Here is a 14,891-nt window from a genome sequence, read left to right on the forward strand (position 1 = left end):
ATTGCGTGTGAGCAGCCCTTTTGGCCCCACGAACGGCGCGAATGTAGCGGAGAGTAAGCGGATCGTCGCAGACTTCGCCCTCCATTCATCCGATCGTGTGAGGATTGACCCCCGGGCTGACGGAGTTCGGCCGGACGTACAGTGGCGTGAGCGGGTGACAGGCCTGACAGCGTTCACCGAGGAGGCGCTTGCCGTGAGTGGGTTGCGGTTCGTCCGCATGGGATTCGGCGCGGATGCCGTGGACTACCAGGAGGCGTGGGACGAGCAACGCCGGGTGCACGCGGCCCGGTTCGCGGACGAGGTGCCGGACACCGTGCTGCTGCTCGAACACCCGCCGGTGTACACCGCGGGCCGCCGCACCGCCGACAGCGAACGGCCCCTGGACGGCACCCCGGTCGTCGACGTCGACCGGGGCGGCAAGATCACCTGGCACGGCCCGGGCCAGCTGGTCGGCTACCCGATCCAGAAGCTGCCCCGCCCGGTCGACGTGGTCGCCCACGTCCGCCGCCTGGAGGACGCCCTGATCCGCACCTGCGCCGAGTACGGCCTGGCCACCAGCCGGGTCGAGGGCCGCAGCGGCGTCTGGGTGCTGGGCGACCCGGTCGAACAGCGCCCGTCCCCCACCGGCGGCCTCGCCCTGGACTTCGACCCCCGCCTGACCGACGACGAGTTCGACCCCCGCCTCGACGGCCCCGACTACGCCCCCTCCAACGCGGGCCAGCGCCGCGAGGACCGCAAGATCGCCGCCATCGGCATCCGCGTCGCCAAGGGCGTCACGATGCACGGCTTCTCCTTCAACGTGAACCCCGACAACCGCTGGTTCGACCGCATCATCCCCTGCGGCATCCGCGACGCGGGCGTAGCGTCCCTCGCCGACGAACTCTCCCGAGACATCACGGTCGAGGAGGTGCTCCCGGTGGTCGAACACCACTTGACCGAGATCCTCACGACCGCAGAACTGACCCCAAGGGCCGTGGAGAGGACTCCGGTGTAGGCCTCTGACACCAGGAGCGCCGCCCAGCCACCTCCAGCCCCTCCGGCACCTAGGAGCGCCGGCCAGCCACATCCAGCCCGTCCGGCGCTTGAGGACGAGGCCCGTTCAGGGCCGAAGGGGGGGTCTGGGGGCGCAGCCCCCAGGGGGTCTTCGGCGCAGCGACAACGCAGGTCAGCACCGAGCACCCCGCCGGGGAGCTTGAGGGGCCGCACCGAAGCCAGGCCCCTAAAACCACGGGCGTACCCTAGGGATCGCCGAAGAATCAATCGCTAGGGAGCGGTCGTGTCCGCAGTCTCACCCGACGGACGCAAGATGCTGCGCCTGGAGGTCCGCAACAGCCAGACCCCCATCGAGCGCAAGCCCGAGTGGATCAAGACCCGGGCGAAAATGGGCCCCGAGTACACGAAGATGCAGAACCTCGTGAAGAGCGAGGGCCTGCACACGGTCTGCCAGGAAGCCGGCTGCCCGAACATCTACGAGTGCTGGGAGGACCGCGAGGCGACCTTCCTCATCGGCGGCGACCAGTGCACCCGGCGCTGCGACTTCTGCCAGATCGACACCGGCAAGCCCGAGGCCCTCGACCGCGACGAGCCCCGCCGGGTCGGCGAGTCCGTCGTCACCATGGACCTCAACTACGCCACCATCACCGGCGTCGCCCGTGACGACCTCGCGGACGGCGGCGCCTGGCTGTACGCGGAGACGGTCCGCCAGATCCACGCGCAGACGGCGGGACGCGAGGCCAGCCGCACCAAGGTCGAACTGCTCGCGCCGGACTTCAACGCGGTCCCGGAGCAGCTGGCGGAGGTCTTCTCGTCGCGCCCCGAGGTGTTCGCGCACAACGTCGAGACCGTGCCGCGCATCTTCAAGCGCATCCGCCCCGGTTTCCGTTATGAGCGTTCGCTGAAGGTGCTCACGGAGGCCCGCGACCAGGGTCTGGTCACCAAGTCGAACCTGATCCTCGGCATGGGCGAGACCCGCGAGGAGGTGACCGAGGCGCTGCGCCAGCTGCACGAGGCGGGTTGCGAGCTGGTCACGATCACGCAGTACCTGCGGCCGACGGTGCGCCACCACCCGGTGGAGCGCTGGGTCAAGCCGCACGAGTTCGTGGAGCTGAAGGAGGAGGCCGAGCAGATCGGCTTCTCCGGTGTGATGTCGGGCCCGCTGGTGCGCTCCTCGTACCGCGCCGGGCGGCTCTACCAGATGGCCGTCGAGAAGCGCGGCACGTACATCGCCGCGCAGGCGGTGTGAACGGGCGCACCGGGAGCGCGTGAAGGGGCACACCGGGCCCGTGTGAATTCGCGCACAAGTGGATACCGGCTGGTAACAGCCAACGCCGACGCGGTCCTGGCCGTCCTCGCTGATGAGGGCGTACGCCGGGGCCGCGTCACCGTTTCGGCCCCGCGCACCCAGGTTTCATGGGCGTTTGACCGGTCGGTCACGCCCTGGTAACACCAGTCAGTGACGCTGGACTCACGCCACGTACACCCGCGCACTCCGCACCCGAGGGAGACCCCCGCCATGCAGGCCGCGCCCGTTCGCGCCACCGCCATTCCGTCCGTCACCGACGCTCTCCGGGTCGTCGAGTCGCTGCTGATGGGTGGAGGCCAGCGCACCGCTCGTCGCAACGCGTGGACGTCCGTCCTGGAGGACCGTCGTCGCGCCAAGGACCGGGTCGAGACGCAGCGCGTCATAGACCAGACCCTCTCCGGGTCGTCCCTCTCGGTCCACCCGTGACCCCCCGCTGAACCTCTCGCGAACGCCTCCGCAACGGCCTGCGGACCCCTCCTGAAGAGGCCCCGAGGAGGCGCCCGACCTCGCTCGCCGGGCACTGCCGTCGTCGGCGCTCCTGGGGCCACGTAGACTTCCGGACATGGCGAGGAAGGAAACCGCAGCGGACGCTGCGAACCCCGGGCGACTGAAGCAGATCGCTCTGACCTACAAGATGACCCGCAAGGCCGACACGAAGATCGGTCTTGTACTCGCGGCTGTCGGAATCGTCACCTTCGGTGTCTTCCTCGCGATCGGTTTCTTGATCGGTCACCCCATCTATCTCGGCATCCTGGGCCTGTTCCTCGCTCTGCTCGCGACGGCGATCGTGTTCGGGCGCCGGGCCGAGCGGGCGGCGTTCGGGCAGATGGAAGGCCAGCCGGGCGCGGCCGCGGCCGTGCTGGACAACGTCGGCCGGGGCTGGACCACCACCCCGGCGGTGGCGATGAACCGCAGCCAGGACGTGGTGCACCGGGCCGTCGGCAAGGCCGGCATCGTCCTGGTCGCCGAGGGCAACCCGAACCGGGTCAAGAGCCTGCTGGCCGCCGAGAAGAAGAAGATGGCCCGCATCGTCGCGGACGTCCCGGTGCATGACGTGATCGTCGGCACGGGCGAGGGACAGGTCCCGCTGAAGAAGGTGCGGACGACGATGCTCAAGTTCCCCCGCGTCCTGACCGGCCCGCAGGTCACCGCGACCAACGACCGACTGCGCGCCCTGGGCGACCTGATGAGCAACATGCCCCTCCCCAAGGGCCCGATGCCCAAGGGCATGAAGCTCCCCAAGGGTGGCGGCAAGGCCCGCTGAGGCACCGAACCGCACGACTGAACCGTACGACTGAGGGGCCGCCCGGAATCATCCGGACGGCCCCTCAGTCGCGTGCGCGATTCCCAGCTTTTCGAGTCACCTTTTCCGGACCGGCCCCCGAGGGGTCAGATCCGTACCTCGACCGTGCGGGCGAGCCGGTCGTGCAGGCCACGGCCGTCGCGGTCCCAGACCAGGGCGGGAACGGCGACGCAGAGCAGGACGGTACGGAGCACGGCGCGGCCGGGATGGACGCGGCCGGTGCCCTCACCGACCACCCGGAGCCCGAAGAGCCGTTTGCCCGGCGTGAAACCGAGGGTGCCGACGGTGAGGACGCCCAGTACGAAGAAGACGAGCAGCGCCCAGTTGCCGGTGGAGTGGTCGTAGCCGTCCGTGACCAGGCCGTATGCGATCAGGAGGCACAGGCCCCAGTCGACGGCGAGAGCGCCGAGCCGGCGGCCGGGGCGGGCGATCGAACCGGGGCCCTCCTCGGGCAGTCCGAGCCGTTCTCCCCGGTATCCGAAGTCGACACCGGCTTCCTCGGCGGCTGCGCGGGGGCCCGAGAGCCACGAGCCGACTGCTTCCCTCTTGTCCACCCGTCCACCGTACTGCCCGCGTTTCGGGATACGGACAGGAGGGGTGCGGGGGCTTTGGTCCGGTTAACTTGTGCGAAACAAATGGGTCACGCCGGAGAAATCACGCGTCCCTAGGGTCGTGCTCAGCGTGTGCCACCGCACTGGCCGCACGAACTAACTACCACCCCGGCGGGACGGTCGGGAGTAGGAGGAGCTGGATGTTCCAGAACGCCGACGAGGTAAAGAAGTTCATCGCGGACGAGGACGTCAAGTTCATCGACGTCCGTTTCTGCGACCTGCCGGGCGTGATGCAGCACTTCACGCTGCCCGTCGAGGCGTTCGACCCGGACGAGGAGCTGGCCTTCGACGGTTCGTCGATCCGCGGCTTCCAGGCGATCCACGAGTCCGACATGGCGCTCCGCGCCGACCTGTCGACGGCGCGCGTGGACTCGTTCCGCCGCGACAAGACCGTGAACATCAACTTCTTCATCCACGACCCGATCACGGGCGAGCAGTACTCCCGTGACCCGCGCAACGTGGCCAAGAAGGCCGAGGCGTACCTCGCGTCGACCGGTATCGCGGACACCGCGTACTTCGGTCCCGAGGCCGAGTTCTACGTCTTCGACAGCGTGCGCTTCCAGACCTCGGCGAACGAGTCCTTCTACCACATCGACTCCGAGGCCGGCGCCTGGAACACCGGTGCGGTCGAGAACAACCGTGGCTACAAGGTCCGTTACAAGGGCGGCTACTTCCCCACCCCGCCGGTCGACCACTTCGCCGACCTGCGCGCGGAGATCTCCCTGGAGCTGGCCGCGTCCGGCCTCCAGGTCGAGCGCCAGCACCACGAGGTCGGCACCGCCGGCCAGGCGGAGATCAACTACAAGTTCAACACGCTGCTCGCCGCGGCCGACGACCTCCAGCTCTTCAAGTACATCGTGAAGAACGTCGCCTGGCGCAACGGCAAGACCGCGACCTTCATGCCGAAGCCGATCTTCGGTGACAACGGCTCCGGCATGCACGTCCACCAGTCGCTGTGGACCGGCGGCCAGCCGCTGTTCTACGACGAGGCCGGCTACGCGGGTCTGTCGGACATGGCCCGCTACTACATCGGCGGCATCCTCAAGCACGCCCCGTCGCTGCTGGCGTTCACCAACCCGACGGTGAACTCCTACCACCGTCTGGTGCCGGGCTTCGAGGCGCCGGTCAACCTGGTGTACTCGCAGCGCAACCGTTCCGCCGCGATGCGCATCCCGATCACGGGCTCCAACCCGAAGGCCAAGCGCGTCGAGTTCCGCGCGCCCGACTCCTCCGGCAACCCGTACCTGGCCTTCTCGGCGCTGCTCCTGGCCGGCCTGGACGGCATCAAGAACAAGATCGAGCCGGCCGAGCCGATCGACAAGGACCTCTACGAGCTGGCCCCCGAGGAGCACGCGGGCGTCCCGCAGGTCCCGACCTCGCTCCCGGCCGTCCTGGACCGTCTGGAGGCGGACCACGAGTTCCTGCTCGCGGGCGACGTCTTCACGTCCGACCTGATCGAGACGTGGATCGACTACAAGCGCACCAACGAAATCGCCCCCCTCCAGCTCCGCCCCCACCCGCACGAGTTCGAGCTGTACTTCGACGTCTAAAGACGACGTCCGGGAAACCGGAGCCGCCCGACGGCTCCCCCGTTCCTCGCCGCAGCGACGCGAAGGCCGCCGCCCCTCACCGGGGTGGCGGCCTTTGTGGTGCCCCCGGAGGTGGGCGGAGGTCAGCGGTGAGAACGGACGCGGATATTCCCCTTTTTTGCCGGGCGTCTCCTCCCGTATCGTTTTCTGTTCTGGTGTTCGACGGGAGACTCGGGGGATACGGGGATGGCTGAACGGGACGGCGGGGAGCGGGAGTTCGATCTGCGGTGGGTGGATGACGCCGTGCACAAGGAGCCGTCGGCCCGGGCGCGGATGCTGGCCGCGCGGTGGAAGGAGAACCCTCCGCAGCCGCAGCCGTTCCGGGCTGATCCGGAGCCGGTCGGTGCGCGCCGGTCGTCCTGGGTGTCGACGGTGATCGTGCTGGGGACCGTCGCCGGGATCATCGTGCTGCTGGGCTGGGCACAGGTCCGCGCGCCGTACTAGACGGAGTGAGTGCGCCCCCGGCGTGCGCGGGTGCGCGGGCCGGGCGGTGCGATCCTGGCTCGGGGGTCGGGAGCCCCGTTGAGCTGCGGGTACCCACAGGTAGCTTTTGCAGCTCCTAGGGCTGATCGGGACCACTTCATGGGCGTGCGCGGGTGCACACTGGAGGTCAGGGCGAGTGCCTGACTGCGGGGTGATCCAGATGCAGAGCCGCTTCCGGAGCGACCGACGCCTGACGGCGCGTATGGGGCTCACGCTGTTCCTGCTCGGGCTGCTGTACGTGGCGTTCGTGGCCGCGCTCATCGTGTTGCTGAAGTCGTGGGTGCTGGTCGTCGTGGTGGCCGCGCTGCTGCTGGGGGCGCAGTACTGGTTCTCCGACCGGATCGCGCTGTTCGCGATGCACGGGCAGGTCGTGGAGCGGGAGGCGTATCCCGAGCTGCACGGCGTGATCGACCGGCTGTGCGCGGTGGCGGACATGCCGAAGCCCGTCGTCGCGGTCTCGCAGATGGACATGCCGAACGCGTTCGCGACCGGGCGCAACCCCAACAACGCCGTGGTCTGCGTGACCACCGGGCTGCTGCGCCGTCTTGAACCCGCCGAGTTGGAGGGCGTCCTCGCGCACGAGCTGTCGCACGTGGCGCACAAGGACGTCGCGGTGATCACCGTCGCGTCGTTCCTGGGGGTGCTGGCGGGTCTCATGGTGCGGTTCGCGTTCTACTCGTCGATGTTCCGGGGGCGCAAGGACCAGAACACGCTGGCCGTGTTCGGCGCGATCCTGGGCGTCTCCGCCGCCGTCTACGCGCTCAGTTTCCTGCTGATACGGGCCCTGTCCCGGTACCGGGAGCTGGCCGCCGACCGGTCCGCGGCCCTGCTCACCGGGCAGCCCTCCGCGCTGGCCTCCGCGCTCACCAAGGTCAGCGGCGACATCGCGCGCATCCCGAGCAAGGACCTGCGCACAGCCCAGGCGTTCAACGCCTTCTACTTCTCCCCCGCGCTGGGCAAGGAGCCCGGTCTCGCGCGGTACTTCTCCACCCATCCGTCCCTGGAGACGCGTCTGGACCAGCTGGGGCGGATCTCCGCCGAGCTGGGTGAGGCCGCGACGCCCGGAAAGGCGTGACATGAGCTTTCTGGACATCTTGCTGGGTCGGACGAAACCGGCCCTGCCGGATCTCGACCAGCTGTTCGCGCTGCCGTCGGCGGCCGTGACCCTTGAGGCCGCGGCCGGTTTCACGCCGACCGGCGACGGCGCGGTGTGCTTCGCGACGGTCGAGGGCGCGGCCTTCGAGCAGACGCATCGCGAGGTGCAGGCCCTGCTCGACGCGGAGCGCGACGGGCCGCCGGTGGAGCTGCGCCAGGACGAGTACGGGTACTCGTGGCTGGTCTCCAGCCGCGCCCCCGACCAGCTCCCGCTGCTGGTCAACGATCTGCACGCGGTGAACAGTTCGATGGAGGTGAACGGCTTTGGACCGCAGTTGCTGTGCTCGCTGGCCGGCTTCCGTGACCCGGAGGGGCGCAGTCTCGCGCTGGTGTATCTGTACAAGCGCGGCACGTTCTTCCCGTTCGCGCCGGTGGGCGGGGGCGGGCAGCGCCGGGACAACGCGCTGGAGCTGCGGGTGAAGGCCGCCCTCGGTGGCGACCTGCGGATGGAGCAGGACCTCAGCCGGTGGTTCCCGGTCTGGGGCGCCCCCGGCATCTGAGCCACGTGAGTCACGGGCCGACTCTCCTTCACGGGGTTCCGCAGCGCCCCGCCTCACACCTCCGGCGTCGCCCGGATCACCCCCGCCGCGACGGCGACGCCCAGGGCCGCGTGGTCGGCGGCCGTCTGGTCGGCGTAGCGCAGGGCGAAGTCGGTGACGGCCTGGTCGAAGGTGTCGGAGCCGCCGAGATACGCGGCGATGGCGATCCGGTCCCCTGAGCGGGCGTGCGCCCGCGCGAGGGCGGTGCCGCACAGCCGCGCGTACGCCAGCAGGTCGCCCGGTCTCATCCCGGCCACGTCAGCCGAGCCCTTCATGTCGCGCAGCTGGCGCCAGTAGAACGCCCGCCCCTGCGGCCCCGTCATCCAGCCGAGGAAGATGTCGCCGGCCGCCTGCAACAGCCGTTGCCCCGCCACCACCCGGCGGCCCGGGTGGATGTACGGGCCGGTCGGCAGGTGCTGTTCCAGGACGGAGCTGCGGGCCTCCTTGATCTGGAGGAACAGCGGGTCGTCGCCGTCCCGACCGGCCAGCAGCACGATGAAGCAGCGGGTGCCGACGCTGCCGACGCCGACGACCTTGCGGGCCGCGTCGACGAACCGGTACCGGTCCAGGAGCAGCCGTCGTTCCTCGGCGAGGGTGGAGCGGTAGTCGCTGAAGATCTTGCGCAGGGCGGCCATGTCGGAGACTCCGGCCGGTTCCAGAAGGGGCGGGTCCTGGACGATGCGGCGGCGTCCGTCGACGGTCTCGGTGAGTCTGCCGAGCGCCTGGAGGCTGGTGCGGCGGCGGGCCCGGGTGAGGCTGGAGGCGACCTGGCGGCGGTGGCGGGCGGAGCGGGCCAGCGGCAGCAGGCTGTCGGCGTCGATGCGCTCGTACCAGACGGCGAGTTCGCCGAGGCCTGCCAGCCGCCGGATGCCGGTGCGGTAGGCGGCGACGGTCTCGACGACGGCCCGGCGGACCTTGGCGTCGGCGTGGCCGTTCTCGCGTCCGGCGACGGCGACGGACGCGGCGAGGCGTTCGACGTCCCACTCGAAGGGGCCGGGGAACGTCTCGTCGAAGTCGTTGAGGTCGAAGAGGAGGGTGCGTTCCGGTGAGGCGTAGAGGCCGAAGTTCAGGAGGTGGGCGTCGCCGCAGAGCTGGACGGTGAGGCCGGTGTGCGGGCGGGAGGCGAGGTCGGCGGCCATCACGGCGGCCCCGCCGCGCAGGAACGCGAACGGCGACGCCGACATCCGCCCGTACCGGATCGGCAGCAGCTCCGGCAGCCGGTCGCGGCCCTGCCGTTCCAGCACGGCGACGGGGTCGGCCCGGTCGACGGAGGGGAGCCAGCCGGCGTGTCCGGAGCGGGGGACGCGTTTGCGGGCGGCCCGGCCGCGCTCGGCCCGCCCGGCGGGCGTGTTCATGCCCGCCACCGCCGTCCACCGCACCGTCCGCTCATCCCGCCTCCCGCCGCGCGCCTCCTGATCGCAGTCAAGGCGCGCGCGGGGTCCCCCGCATGCGGAGGCCGTCGTTCGGGTGAAGCCTGCCGGGGGGAGTGGACAATGTCGGGACTCTAGAACGGTGGGAGACGGGTATGGGCGGGGAAACACGGCGGTACATCGATCCCACGGAACGGCGGTCCCGGCTCGCCCTGCGTCACCGGCTCACCCCGGACACCCGGGCGGCGAGCCCGGAGGAGGTCGCCGGTTCGCTGGTCGCCCTGCACGGCACGGACCCGGCGACGGTGTATCTGGCGGTGGGTGCGCGGCTCGCGGACGCGGCACAGACCGTCGCCCGCACCGAGCGCGCCCTCTACACGGACGGCACCCTGCTGCGGATGCACGGGATGCGGCACACGGTGTTCGTGTTCCCGGCCGACCTCACGGCTGTCGTGCACGCCTCGACGGGGCTCACGATCGCCGCGCGTGAACGGGCCACGCTGCTCAAGGACATGGCGAAGGCGGGGGCGCCGGACGCGGCCTGGCTGACGGCGGTGGAGGAGTCGGCGCTCGCCGCGCTGGCCCGCCGGGGACAGGCGACGGCCGTCGAACTCGCCCTGGACGAGCCGAGGTTGAAGGAACAGTTCGGGTACGCGACCGGTAAGAGCTACGCGGGCACGCACACCGTCTCGACCCGGCTGCTGAAGGTGCTCGGCCTGGAGGGCAAGGTGGTCAGGGGGCGGCCGCTGGGGTCGTGGACGTCGAACCAGTTCCGCTGGGCGGTGGCTCCCGGCCATCCCCAACTGGCCGTCCCCGAGGCCCAGTCGACGCTGCTGGGCCGCTGGCTCGCCTGCTGCGGCCCGGCCACCGAGGCCGACCTGAAGTGGTGGACGGGCTGGAAGGTGACCGATGTGCGGCGGGCGCTGGCGGCGATCGGGGCGCGGGAGGTCACGGTGGACGAGGGCCCGGCCTACGTCACCGCCGACGACGCCGGCCCGGTGGCCGCTCCCGCCGGACCCTGGGCGGCCCTGCTGCCCGCCCTCGACCCGACGGCGATGGGCTGGCGGCAGCGCGACTGGTATCTCGCCCCTGACCTGCGCGCACCCCTCTTCGACTACAGCGGCAACGTCGGCCCGACCGTGTGGTGGAACGGCCGTGTGGTGGGCGCCTGGGCCCAGCGCCCGGACGGCGACCTCACGTGGCGCGCGCTGGTGCCGGGCGGGGTGGGGCGGGAGGCGGAGACGGCGATCGACGCGGAGGTGACCCGACTGCGGACCTGGCTGGGCCCGGCCCGCGTCACCCCACGCATGCGAACCCCGGCGGAACGGGAACTAAGCGGGTGAGCGCGGGAGTTGGGGGCGGCTGCGGGGGCTGACCGGGCGGGGAACGGGGTTTGACGGTCGTTTTCCGTTCCGGTCGGGAAGGCGGGAGTTGCCCTTCGGGAAGGCGGGAATTGCCCTTCGGGGAGCGGGAGTTGAGGGAACCGCCGACGGGTTCCGCTCCGGCGGCATCACTCGGCGGGCGCCAACTGGCCGTGCCGAGACCGGGATTGCCCGGCCGGGATCGGCCTGGCTCGCGCCCCCGCCGGAATCGGCCTGGCTCGCGCCCCGGCCGGGATCGGCTCGCGTCCTCCGCCGGGATCGGCTCGGTGACGCCGAGCCTCGTCCGCTGGTCCAAGTCGCCCTCACCGCAAGGACGTTGGCCCAGAGGTGGCCGCTCGCAAGCCGGCGCGCCTCCGGGCCTTCGGTCAACGTGAGTAGCGCATCAGGGCCCGGACCATGTCGCACGTCGTGTCCGACGGCGGGCGTACGCCGATCAGTTCGGCGGCGCCGCGGATCGTGTCGTTGCGGGCCTGGTCGGGGACGTGGACGCCGAGGTCGAGCAGGGCGATGGCGAGCCGCATCGCCTTGAGGCGGCGGTTGTGCGTGAGGTACCACTCCCTCGGCCGCCCGGCGGGCAACGGCCGCTTCTCCACGGGCGCGTAGGGCAGGTCGAGCGGGAGCGGATGCTGGACGGTCGACTGGGTGGGCAACGGCTTCGGGGTCAGCGCGGCAGCGGGCACAGGCATCCTCCTGGTGCGGTCAGGGTGCTCACCGACGGCCACGACGCCCCCGGCGATTCCCTCGAACACTGCCCCCATTCTACTGCCCACCACTGACAACGGACCGGCCCCGAGAACCCGTGAACCCCCTGGTGGGGAAGGTAATTTCGGGCTCGCCACGGCTGCCCCGCGGGGCGCGGGAGTGGCGGCGCCAATTCGAACAGGGTGGGTTTCCAGAGGGCGTTCAGGAGTGCCGGCCCGACGTCGGGGGGCGCCTGCCGCCGGAGGCCGAGGCTCTGATCCCGCTCAAGCCGTTTGGTCTTCCGCAGTGGGGGCGACACCATGGCCGTATGACGGAATTCGCAGGACCGAGCAAGAAGCGGGACGCCGTGCTGGTGATCCGGGACACCGAGCCGATCGCCGCCGCGCTGCGCCAGACACTGACCGACGCCCCGCCCGAGGAGCGGCCCGGCCTGGAACGCGCGCTCGCCCTCGTCGAGTCCGTGGCCGAGGCCACCGAGGAGAAGCTGCGCGCCGACTGGGTCCGCGCCCGGCTGACGGCCGTCGGCTACGACGGGGAGATCACCTCGGTGCGGGCCGTGCGGGCGCTGCGCCAGGCGGAGCCGCAGCTGAGCCTGCTGGCCGCGGTGCAGTTGCAGAAGGTCGCGGTGGCGCACCCCGCGTGATCCGGCCGCGCCCCGAGCCCCTCCCGTACCGTGGCGCGCATGGAGATCTGGATCAACCCGGCGTGCTCGAAGTGCCGTAGCGCGCTCACGTTGCTCGACGCCGAGGGCGCCGACTACACCGTCCGCCGTTACCTGGACGACGTGCCGAGCGAGGACGAGATCAGGGACGTTCTCGCGCGGCTCGGTCTTGAGCCGTGGGACATCGCCCGCACGCAGGAGGCGGACGCGAAGGCACTCGGCGTCAAGGAGTGGGCGCGGGACGGGAGTTCACGGGAGCGGTGGATCAAGGCGCTTGCCGGGCAACCCAAGTTGATCCAGCGCCCGATCATCACGGCCGACGACGGGTCGGCGCTGGTCGCCCGCACCGAGGAGGCCGTCCGGGACGCCCTGTCCCGCAACTCCCCTGTGACGTAGGCCACTTCAGCGGTCCGGGCGACGGGTGAGCAGCGCCGTTCGGTATCTCGTACCTAGCGGCGTACACTCCCCCAGCTCTTCAGGAGGCGCGCATGCCGCGCAGGAGAACGCTCGGTACGAAGAAGACGGTCGCGCTGCTCGTGGGCGCGGCGGCGGTGGCGGGAGGCGGGGCCTTCACGCTGGCGGCGACCTCGAACGCCGCGTCGAGTCCCCGGACCCTGTCGGCGGCGGACTCGACCGTCTGCCAGGGTCTCGCCACCGCGCTCGGCACCAACCAGACGTTCATCGACGGGCAGCGGGCGGCCCCCGACGCCCAGTCCGAGGCGCGGATCGCCAACCGGGAAGCGGTGATCGCGCAGATCAAGGTCCAGCAGCAGGCGTCCGGTTGCAGCGTTGGGGAGTCGGCTCAGGACTCCCAGGCGGCGCAGCCGGAGCAGCCGACCCCGAGCGACTCGGCCGTTCCCTCGGCCGGTCCCACCGACCCCGCTGATCCCGCCGACCCCGCCGATCCCGGGGTCTCCGGTCAGCAGGTCTGTGCGGGGTCCACCGTCACGCTCTCGGGTGAGGCGGGGGCGCCTGCCGCGTCCAGCAACCAGTTCCCGGCGGGGACGACGTTGAAGGTCACCAACCTGGACAACGCCAAGTCCACGACGGTGAAGGTGACGTCGGTCTCCGGGAGTTGCGCGCTGCTGAACGACGCCGCCTTCGAGCAGGTCCGCGAGCCGGGGAAGTTCCTGATCCGCCGGGCGCTGATCGAGAAGGTGGGGTGAGGTCCGGCGGGCCCGGTCCGGCGGACACGGCGTCGGACCGGGCCCGCCGTCGCCCACCCGTGCGGGAGCTGTGGGTCGCATACGAGCCGGGCGGCGGCGCGGCCCGTGACTCGCGGCACACCCAGGCCGGGTAACACGGGGTTCACATTCGAGCAACGGCCGGGAAACCGCCTGTTGACAGGCTGCCCGCATTCGAACGCGGCGCCCCAGTGCCGCAGCGCCGCAGCACCCGCCAGTGCGCCTAGACACACCCCCGAAGGATGTGGCCCCCGTGAGCTTCAAGGCTGAGTACATCTGGATCGACGGCACCGAGCCGACGGCCAAGCTGCGTTCCAAGACGAAGATTCTTGACGACTCCGCCAAGGGTGCCGACCTGCCGATCTGGGGCTTCGACGGGTCCTCCACCAACCAGGCCGAGGGCCACGCCTCGGACCGCGTCCTCAACCCGGTCTTCACCTGCCCGGACCCGATCCGCGGCGGCGACGACATCCTCGTCCTGTGCGAGGTCCAGAACATCGACTTCACCCCGCACTCCTCCAACACCCGCGCCGCGCTGGCCGAGGTGGCCGAGAAGTTCGGTTCGCAGGAGCCGATCTTCGGCATCGAGCAGGAGTACACGTTCTTCCAGGACGGCTACCCGCTCGGCTTCCCCAAGGGCGGCTTCCCGGCCCCGCAGGGCGGCTACTACTGCGGTGTCGGCGCCGACGAGATCTTCGGCCGTGACGTCGTCGAGGCGCACCTGGACAACTGCCTGAAGGCCGGTCTCGCGATCTCCGGCATCAACGCCGAGGTCATGCCCGGCCAGTGGGAGTTCCAGGTCGGCCCGGTCGGCCCGCTGGAGGTCTCCGACCACCTGTGGGTGGCCCGCTGGCTGCTCTACCGCACCGCCGAGGACTTCGGCATCTCCGCGACCCTCGACCCGAAGCCGGTCAAGGGCGACTGGAACGGCGCGGGCGCGCACACCAACTTCTCCACCAAGGCGATGCGCGAGGGCTACGACGCGATCATCACCGCGTGCGAGTCGCTCGGCGAGGGCTCGAAGCCGCTCGACCACGTCAAGCACTACGGCGCCGGCATCGACGACCGTCTGACCGGCCTGCACGAGACCGCCCCGTGGAACGAGTACTCCTACGGCGTCTCCAACCGCGGCGCCTCGGTCCGCATCCCGTGGCAGGTCGAGAAGGACGGCAAGGGCTACATCGAGGACCGCCGTCCCAACGCCAACGTCGACCCGTACCTGGTGACCCGCCTCATCGTCGACACCTGCTGCTCGGCGCTGGAGAAGGCCGGCCAGGTCTGATCGACCAGGTCCAGAAGGTCGGGCCAGGTCTGATCGACCCGCACTTCCCCTAGGGGGCGTCCACCGTCACGGTGGGCGCCCCCTTCGTGCGGTCGACGGCGCCTGTCCCGCCGTTGACGCGACCCGTAGGTCTGGAGGGGTACGGGGGTCCCGTAGTTCTGCCGGGGTACGGGATGACCCCTACTCCTGCCGGGGTACGGGATAACCCCTACTCCTGGTGGGGTACGGGGCGGGGTGGTGGGTTCGCGTCAAGAAGGCGTCCAACCCTTGAGAGGAGGGTCCTGTCCGGGGCCGGTGTCTGCTTCAATGGGCCCATGGCCAGCTTCCA

The 14,891-nt window shown here is 70.7% G+C and carries 16 protein-coding genes; 13 read left to right on the forward strand and 3 right to left on the reverse strand.

Translation table 11 applies throughout. From position 1 onward, the window contains the following. Nucleotides 1-193 precede the first annotated feature (193 nt). The 4 genes from lipB (at nt 194) to ACIQOU_RS25195 (ending at nt 3,566) form a co-directional block, all read left to right on the forward strand. Entirely contained in the window at nt 194-994 is an 801-nt protein-coding gene (gene lipB / locus ACIQOU_RS25180; RefSeq protein WP_401539672.1) for a lipoyl(octanoyl) transferase LipB, read from the forward strand. A 282-nt stretch (nt 995-1,276) separates the two neighbouring features. Beyond that, nucleotides 1,277-2,242 carry a lipoyl synthase gene (lipA, locus tag ACIQOU_RS25185; RefSeq protein WP_401539204.1) on the forward strand — a complete coding sequence of 322 codons (966 nt, stop codon included), beginning with the start codon at nt 1,277-1,279 and terminating at the stop codon, nt 2,240-2,242. A gap of 270 nt (nt 2,243-2,512) precedes the next feature. Further along, entirely contained in the window at nt 2,513-2,728 is a 216-nt protein-coding gene (locus ACIQOU_RS25190; protein ID WP_401539206.1) for a hypothetical protein, read from the forward strand. 136 nt (nt 2,729-2,864) lie between these two features. Next, on the forward strand, nt 2,865-3,566 hold the full coding sequence (locus ACIQOU_RS25195; protein ID WP_401539208.1) for a DUF4191 domain-containing protein: 702 nt from the start codon (nt 2,865-2,867) through the stop codon (nt 3,564-3,566). 125 nt (nt 3,567-3,691) lie between these two features. Here the strand turns inward: ACIQOU_RS25195 and ACIQOU_RS25200 are convergent, their stop codons facing one another. Beyond that, on the reverse strand, nt 3,692-4,159 hold the full coding sequence (locus tag ACIQOU_RS25200) for an RDD family protein (protein WP_401539210.1): 468 nt from the start codon (nt 4,157-4,159) through the stop codon (nt 3,692-3,694). Between the two features lie 197 nt (nt 4,160-4,356). On the opposite strand from ACIQOU_RS25200, the gene glnA reads away from it, so the two are divergent. From glnA to ACIQOU_RS25220, 4 genes are all read left to right on the forward strand, one after another. Next, on the forward strand, nt 4,357-5,766 hold the full coding sequence (glnA, locus tag ACIQOU_RS25205; RefSeq protein ID WP_401539212.1) for a type I glutamate--ammonia ligase: 1,410 nt from the start codon (nt 4,357-4,359) through the stop codon (nt 5,764-5,766). A gap of 225 nt (nt 5,767-5,991) precedes the next feature. After that, nucleotides 5,992-6,249, forward strand: a complete 258-nt coding sequence (locus tag ACIQOU_RS25210; RefSeq protein ID WP_401539214.1) for a hypothetical protein — start codon at nt 5,992-5,994, stop codon at nt 6,247-6,249. Nucleotides 6,250-6,448: 199 nt separating this feature from the next. Continuing rightward, nucleotides 6,449-7,363: a zinc metalloprotease HtpX gene (gene htpX / locus ACIQOU_RS25215; RefSeq protein ID WP_401539216.1), complete on the forward strand. Its 915-nt coding sequence runs from the start codon at nt 6,449-6,451 to the stop codon at nt 7,361-7,363. A gap of 1 nt (nt 7,364) precedes the next feature. Continuing rightward, entirely contained in the window at nt 7,365-7,943 is a 579-nt protein-coding gene (locus tag ACIQOU_RS25220) for a hypothetical protein (RefSeq protein WP_401539218.1), read from the forward strand. Nucleotides 7,944-7,996: 53 nt separating this feature from the next. Here the strand turns inward: ACIQOU_RS25220 and ACIQOU_RS25225 are convergent, their stop codons facing one another. Further along, nucleotides 7,997-9,337, reverse strand: coding sequence for a DUF2252 domain-containing protein (locus ACIQOU_RS25225; protein WP_401539220.1), 1,341 nt, complete (start codon nt 9,335-9,337; stop codon nt 7,997-7,999). Nucleotides 9,338-9,507: 170 nt separating this feature from the next. Between ACIQOU_RS25225 and ACIQOU_RS25230 the strand changes: the two genes are divergently transcribed. Then, a complete protein-coding gene (locus ACIQOU_RS25230) occupies nt 9,508-10,695 on the forward strand; it encodes a winged helix DNA-binding domain-containing protein (protein ID WP_401539221.1) in 1,188 nt (395 codons plus the stop codon). Between the two features lie 404 nt (nt 10,696-11,099). On the opposite strand, the gene ACIQOU_RS25235 is transcribed toward ACIQOU_RS25230, so the two are convergent. Then, entirely contained in the window at nt 11,100-11,414 is a 315-nt protein-coding gene (locus tag ACIQOU_RS25235) for a hypothetical protein (protein ID WP_401539675.1), read from the reverse strand. 329 nt (nt 11,415-11,743) lie between these two features. Here ACIQOU_RS25235 and ACIQOU_RS25240 point away from each other — a divergent pair, with 329 nt between their 5' ends. The 4 genes from ACIQOU_RS25240 to glnII all read left to right on the forward strand — a co-directional run bounded on the left by ACIQOU_RS25240 (nt 11,744) and on the right by glnII (nt 14,563). Further along, entirely contained in the window at nt 11,744-12,079 is a 336-nt protein-coding gene (locus tag ACIQOU_RS25240) for a hypothetical protein (protein WP_401539223.1), read from the forward strand. Nucleotides 12,080-12,118: 39 nt separating this feature from the next. After that, nucleotides 12,119-12,493 carry an ArsC/Spx/MgsR family protein gene (locus tag ACIQOU_RS25245; RefSeq protein WP_401539225.1) on the forward strand — a complete coding sequence of 125 codons (375 nt, stop codon included), beginning with the start codon at nt 12,119-12,121 and terminating at the stop codon, nt 12,491-12,493. Between the two features lie 92 nt (nt 12,494-12,585). Continuing rightward, the gene (locus ACIQOU_RS25250) at nt 12,586-13,263 is read left to right on the forward strand and encodes a hypothetical protein (RefSeq protein WP_401539227.1); all 678 of its coding nucleotides are present in this window, start codon (nt 12,586-12,588) and stop codon (nt 13,261-13,263) included. Nucleotides 13,264-13,534: 271 nt separating this feature from the next. Beyond that, on the forward strand, nt 13,535-14,563 hold the full coding sequence (glnII, locus tag ACIQOU_RS25255; RefSeq protein WP_401539228.1) for a glutamine synthetase: 1,029 nt from the start codon (nt 13,535-13,537) through the stop codon (nt 14,561-14,563). Nucleotides 14,564-14,891: the final 328 nt, after the last annotated feature.

Origin of the sequence: Streptomyces sp. NPDC091279 (assembly GCF_044757465.1) — a bacterium.
Taxonomy (GTDB): Bacteria; Actinomycetota; Actinomycetes; order Streptomycetales; family Streptomycetaceae; genus Streptomyces.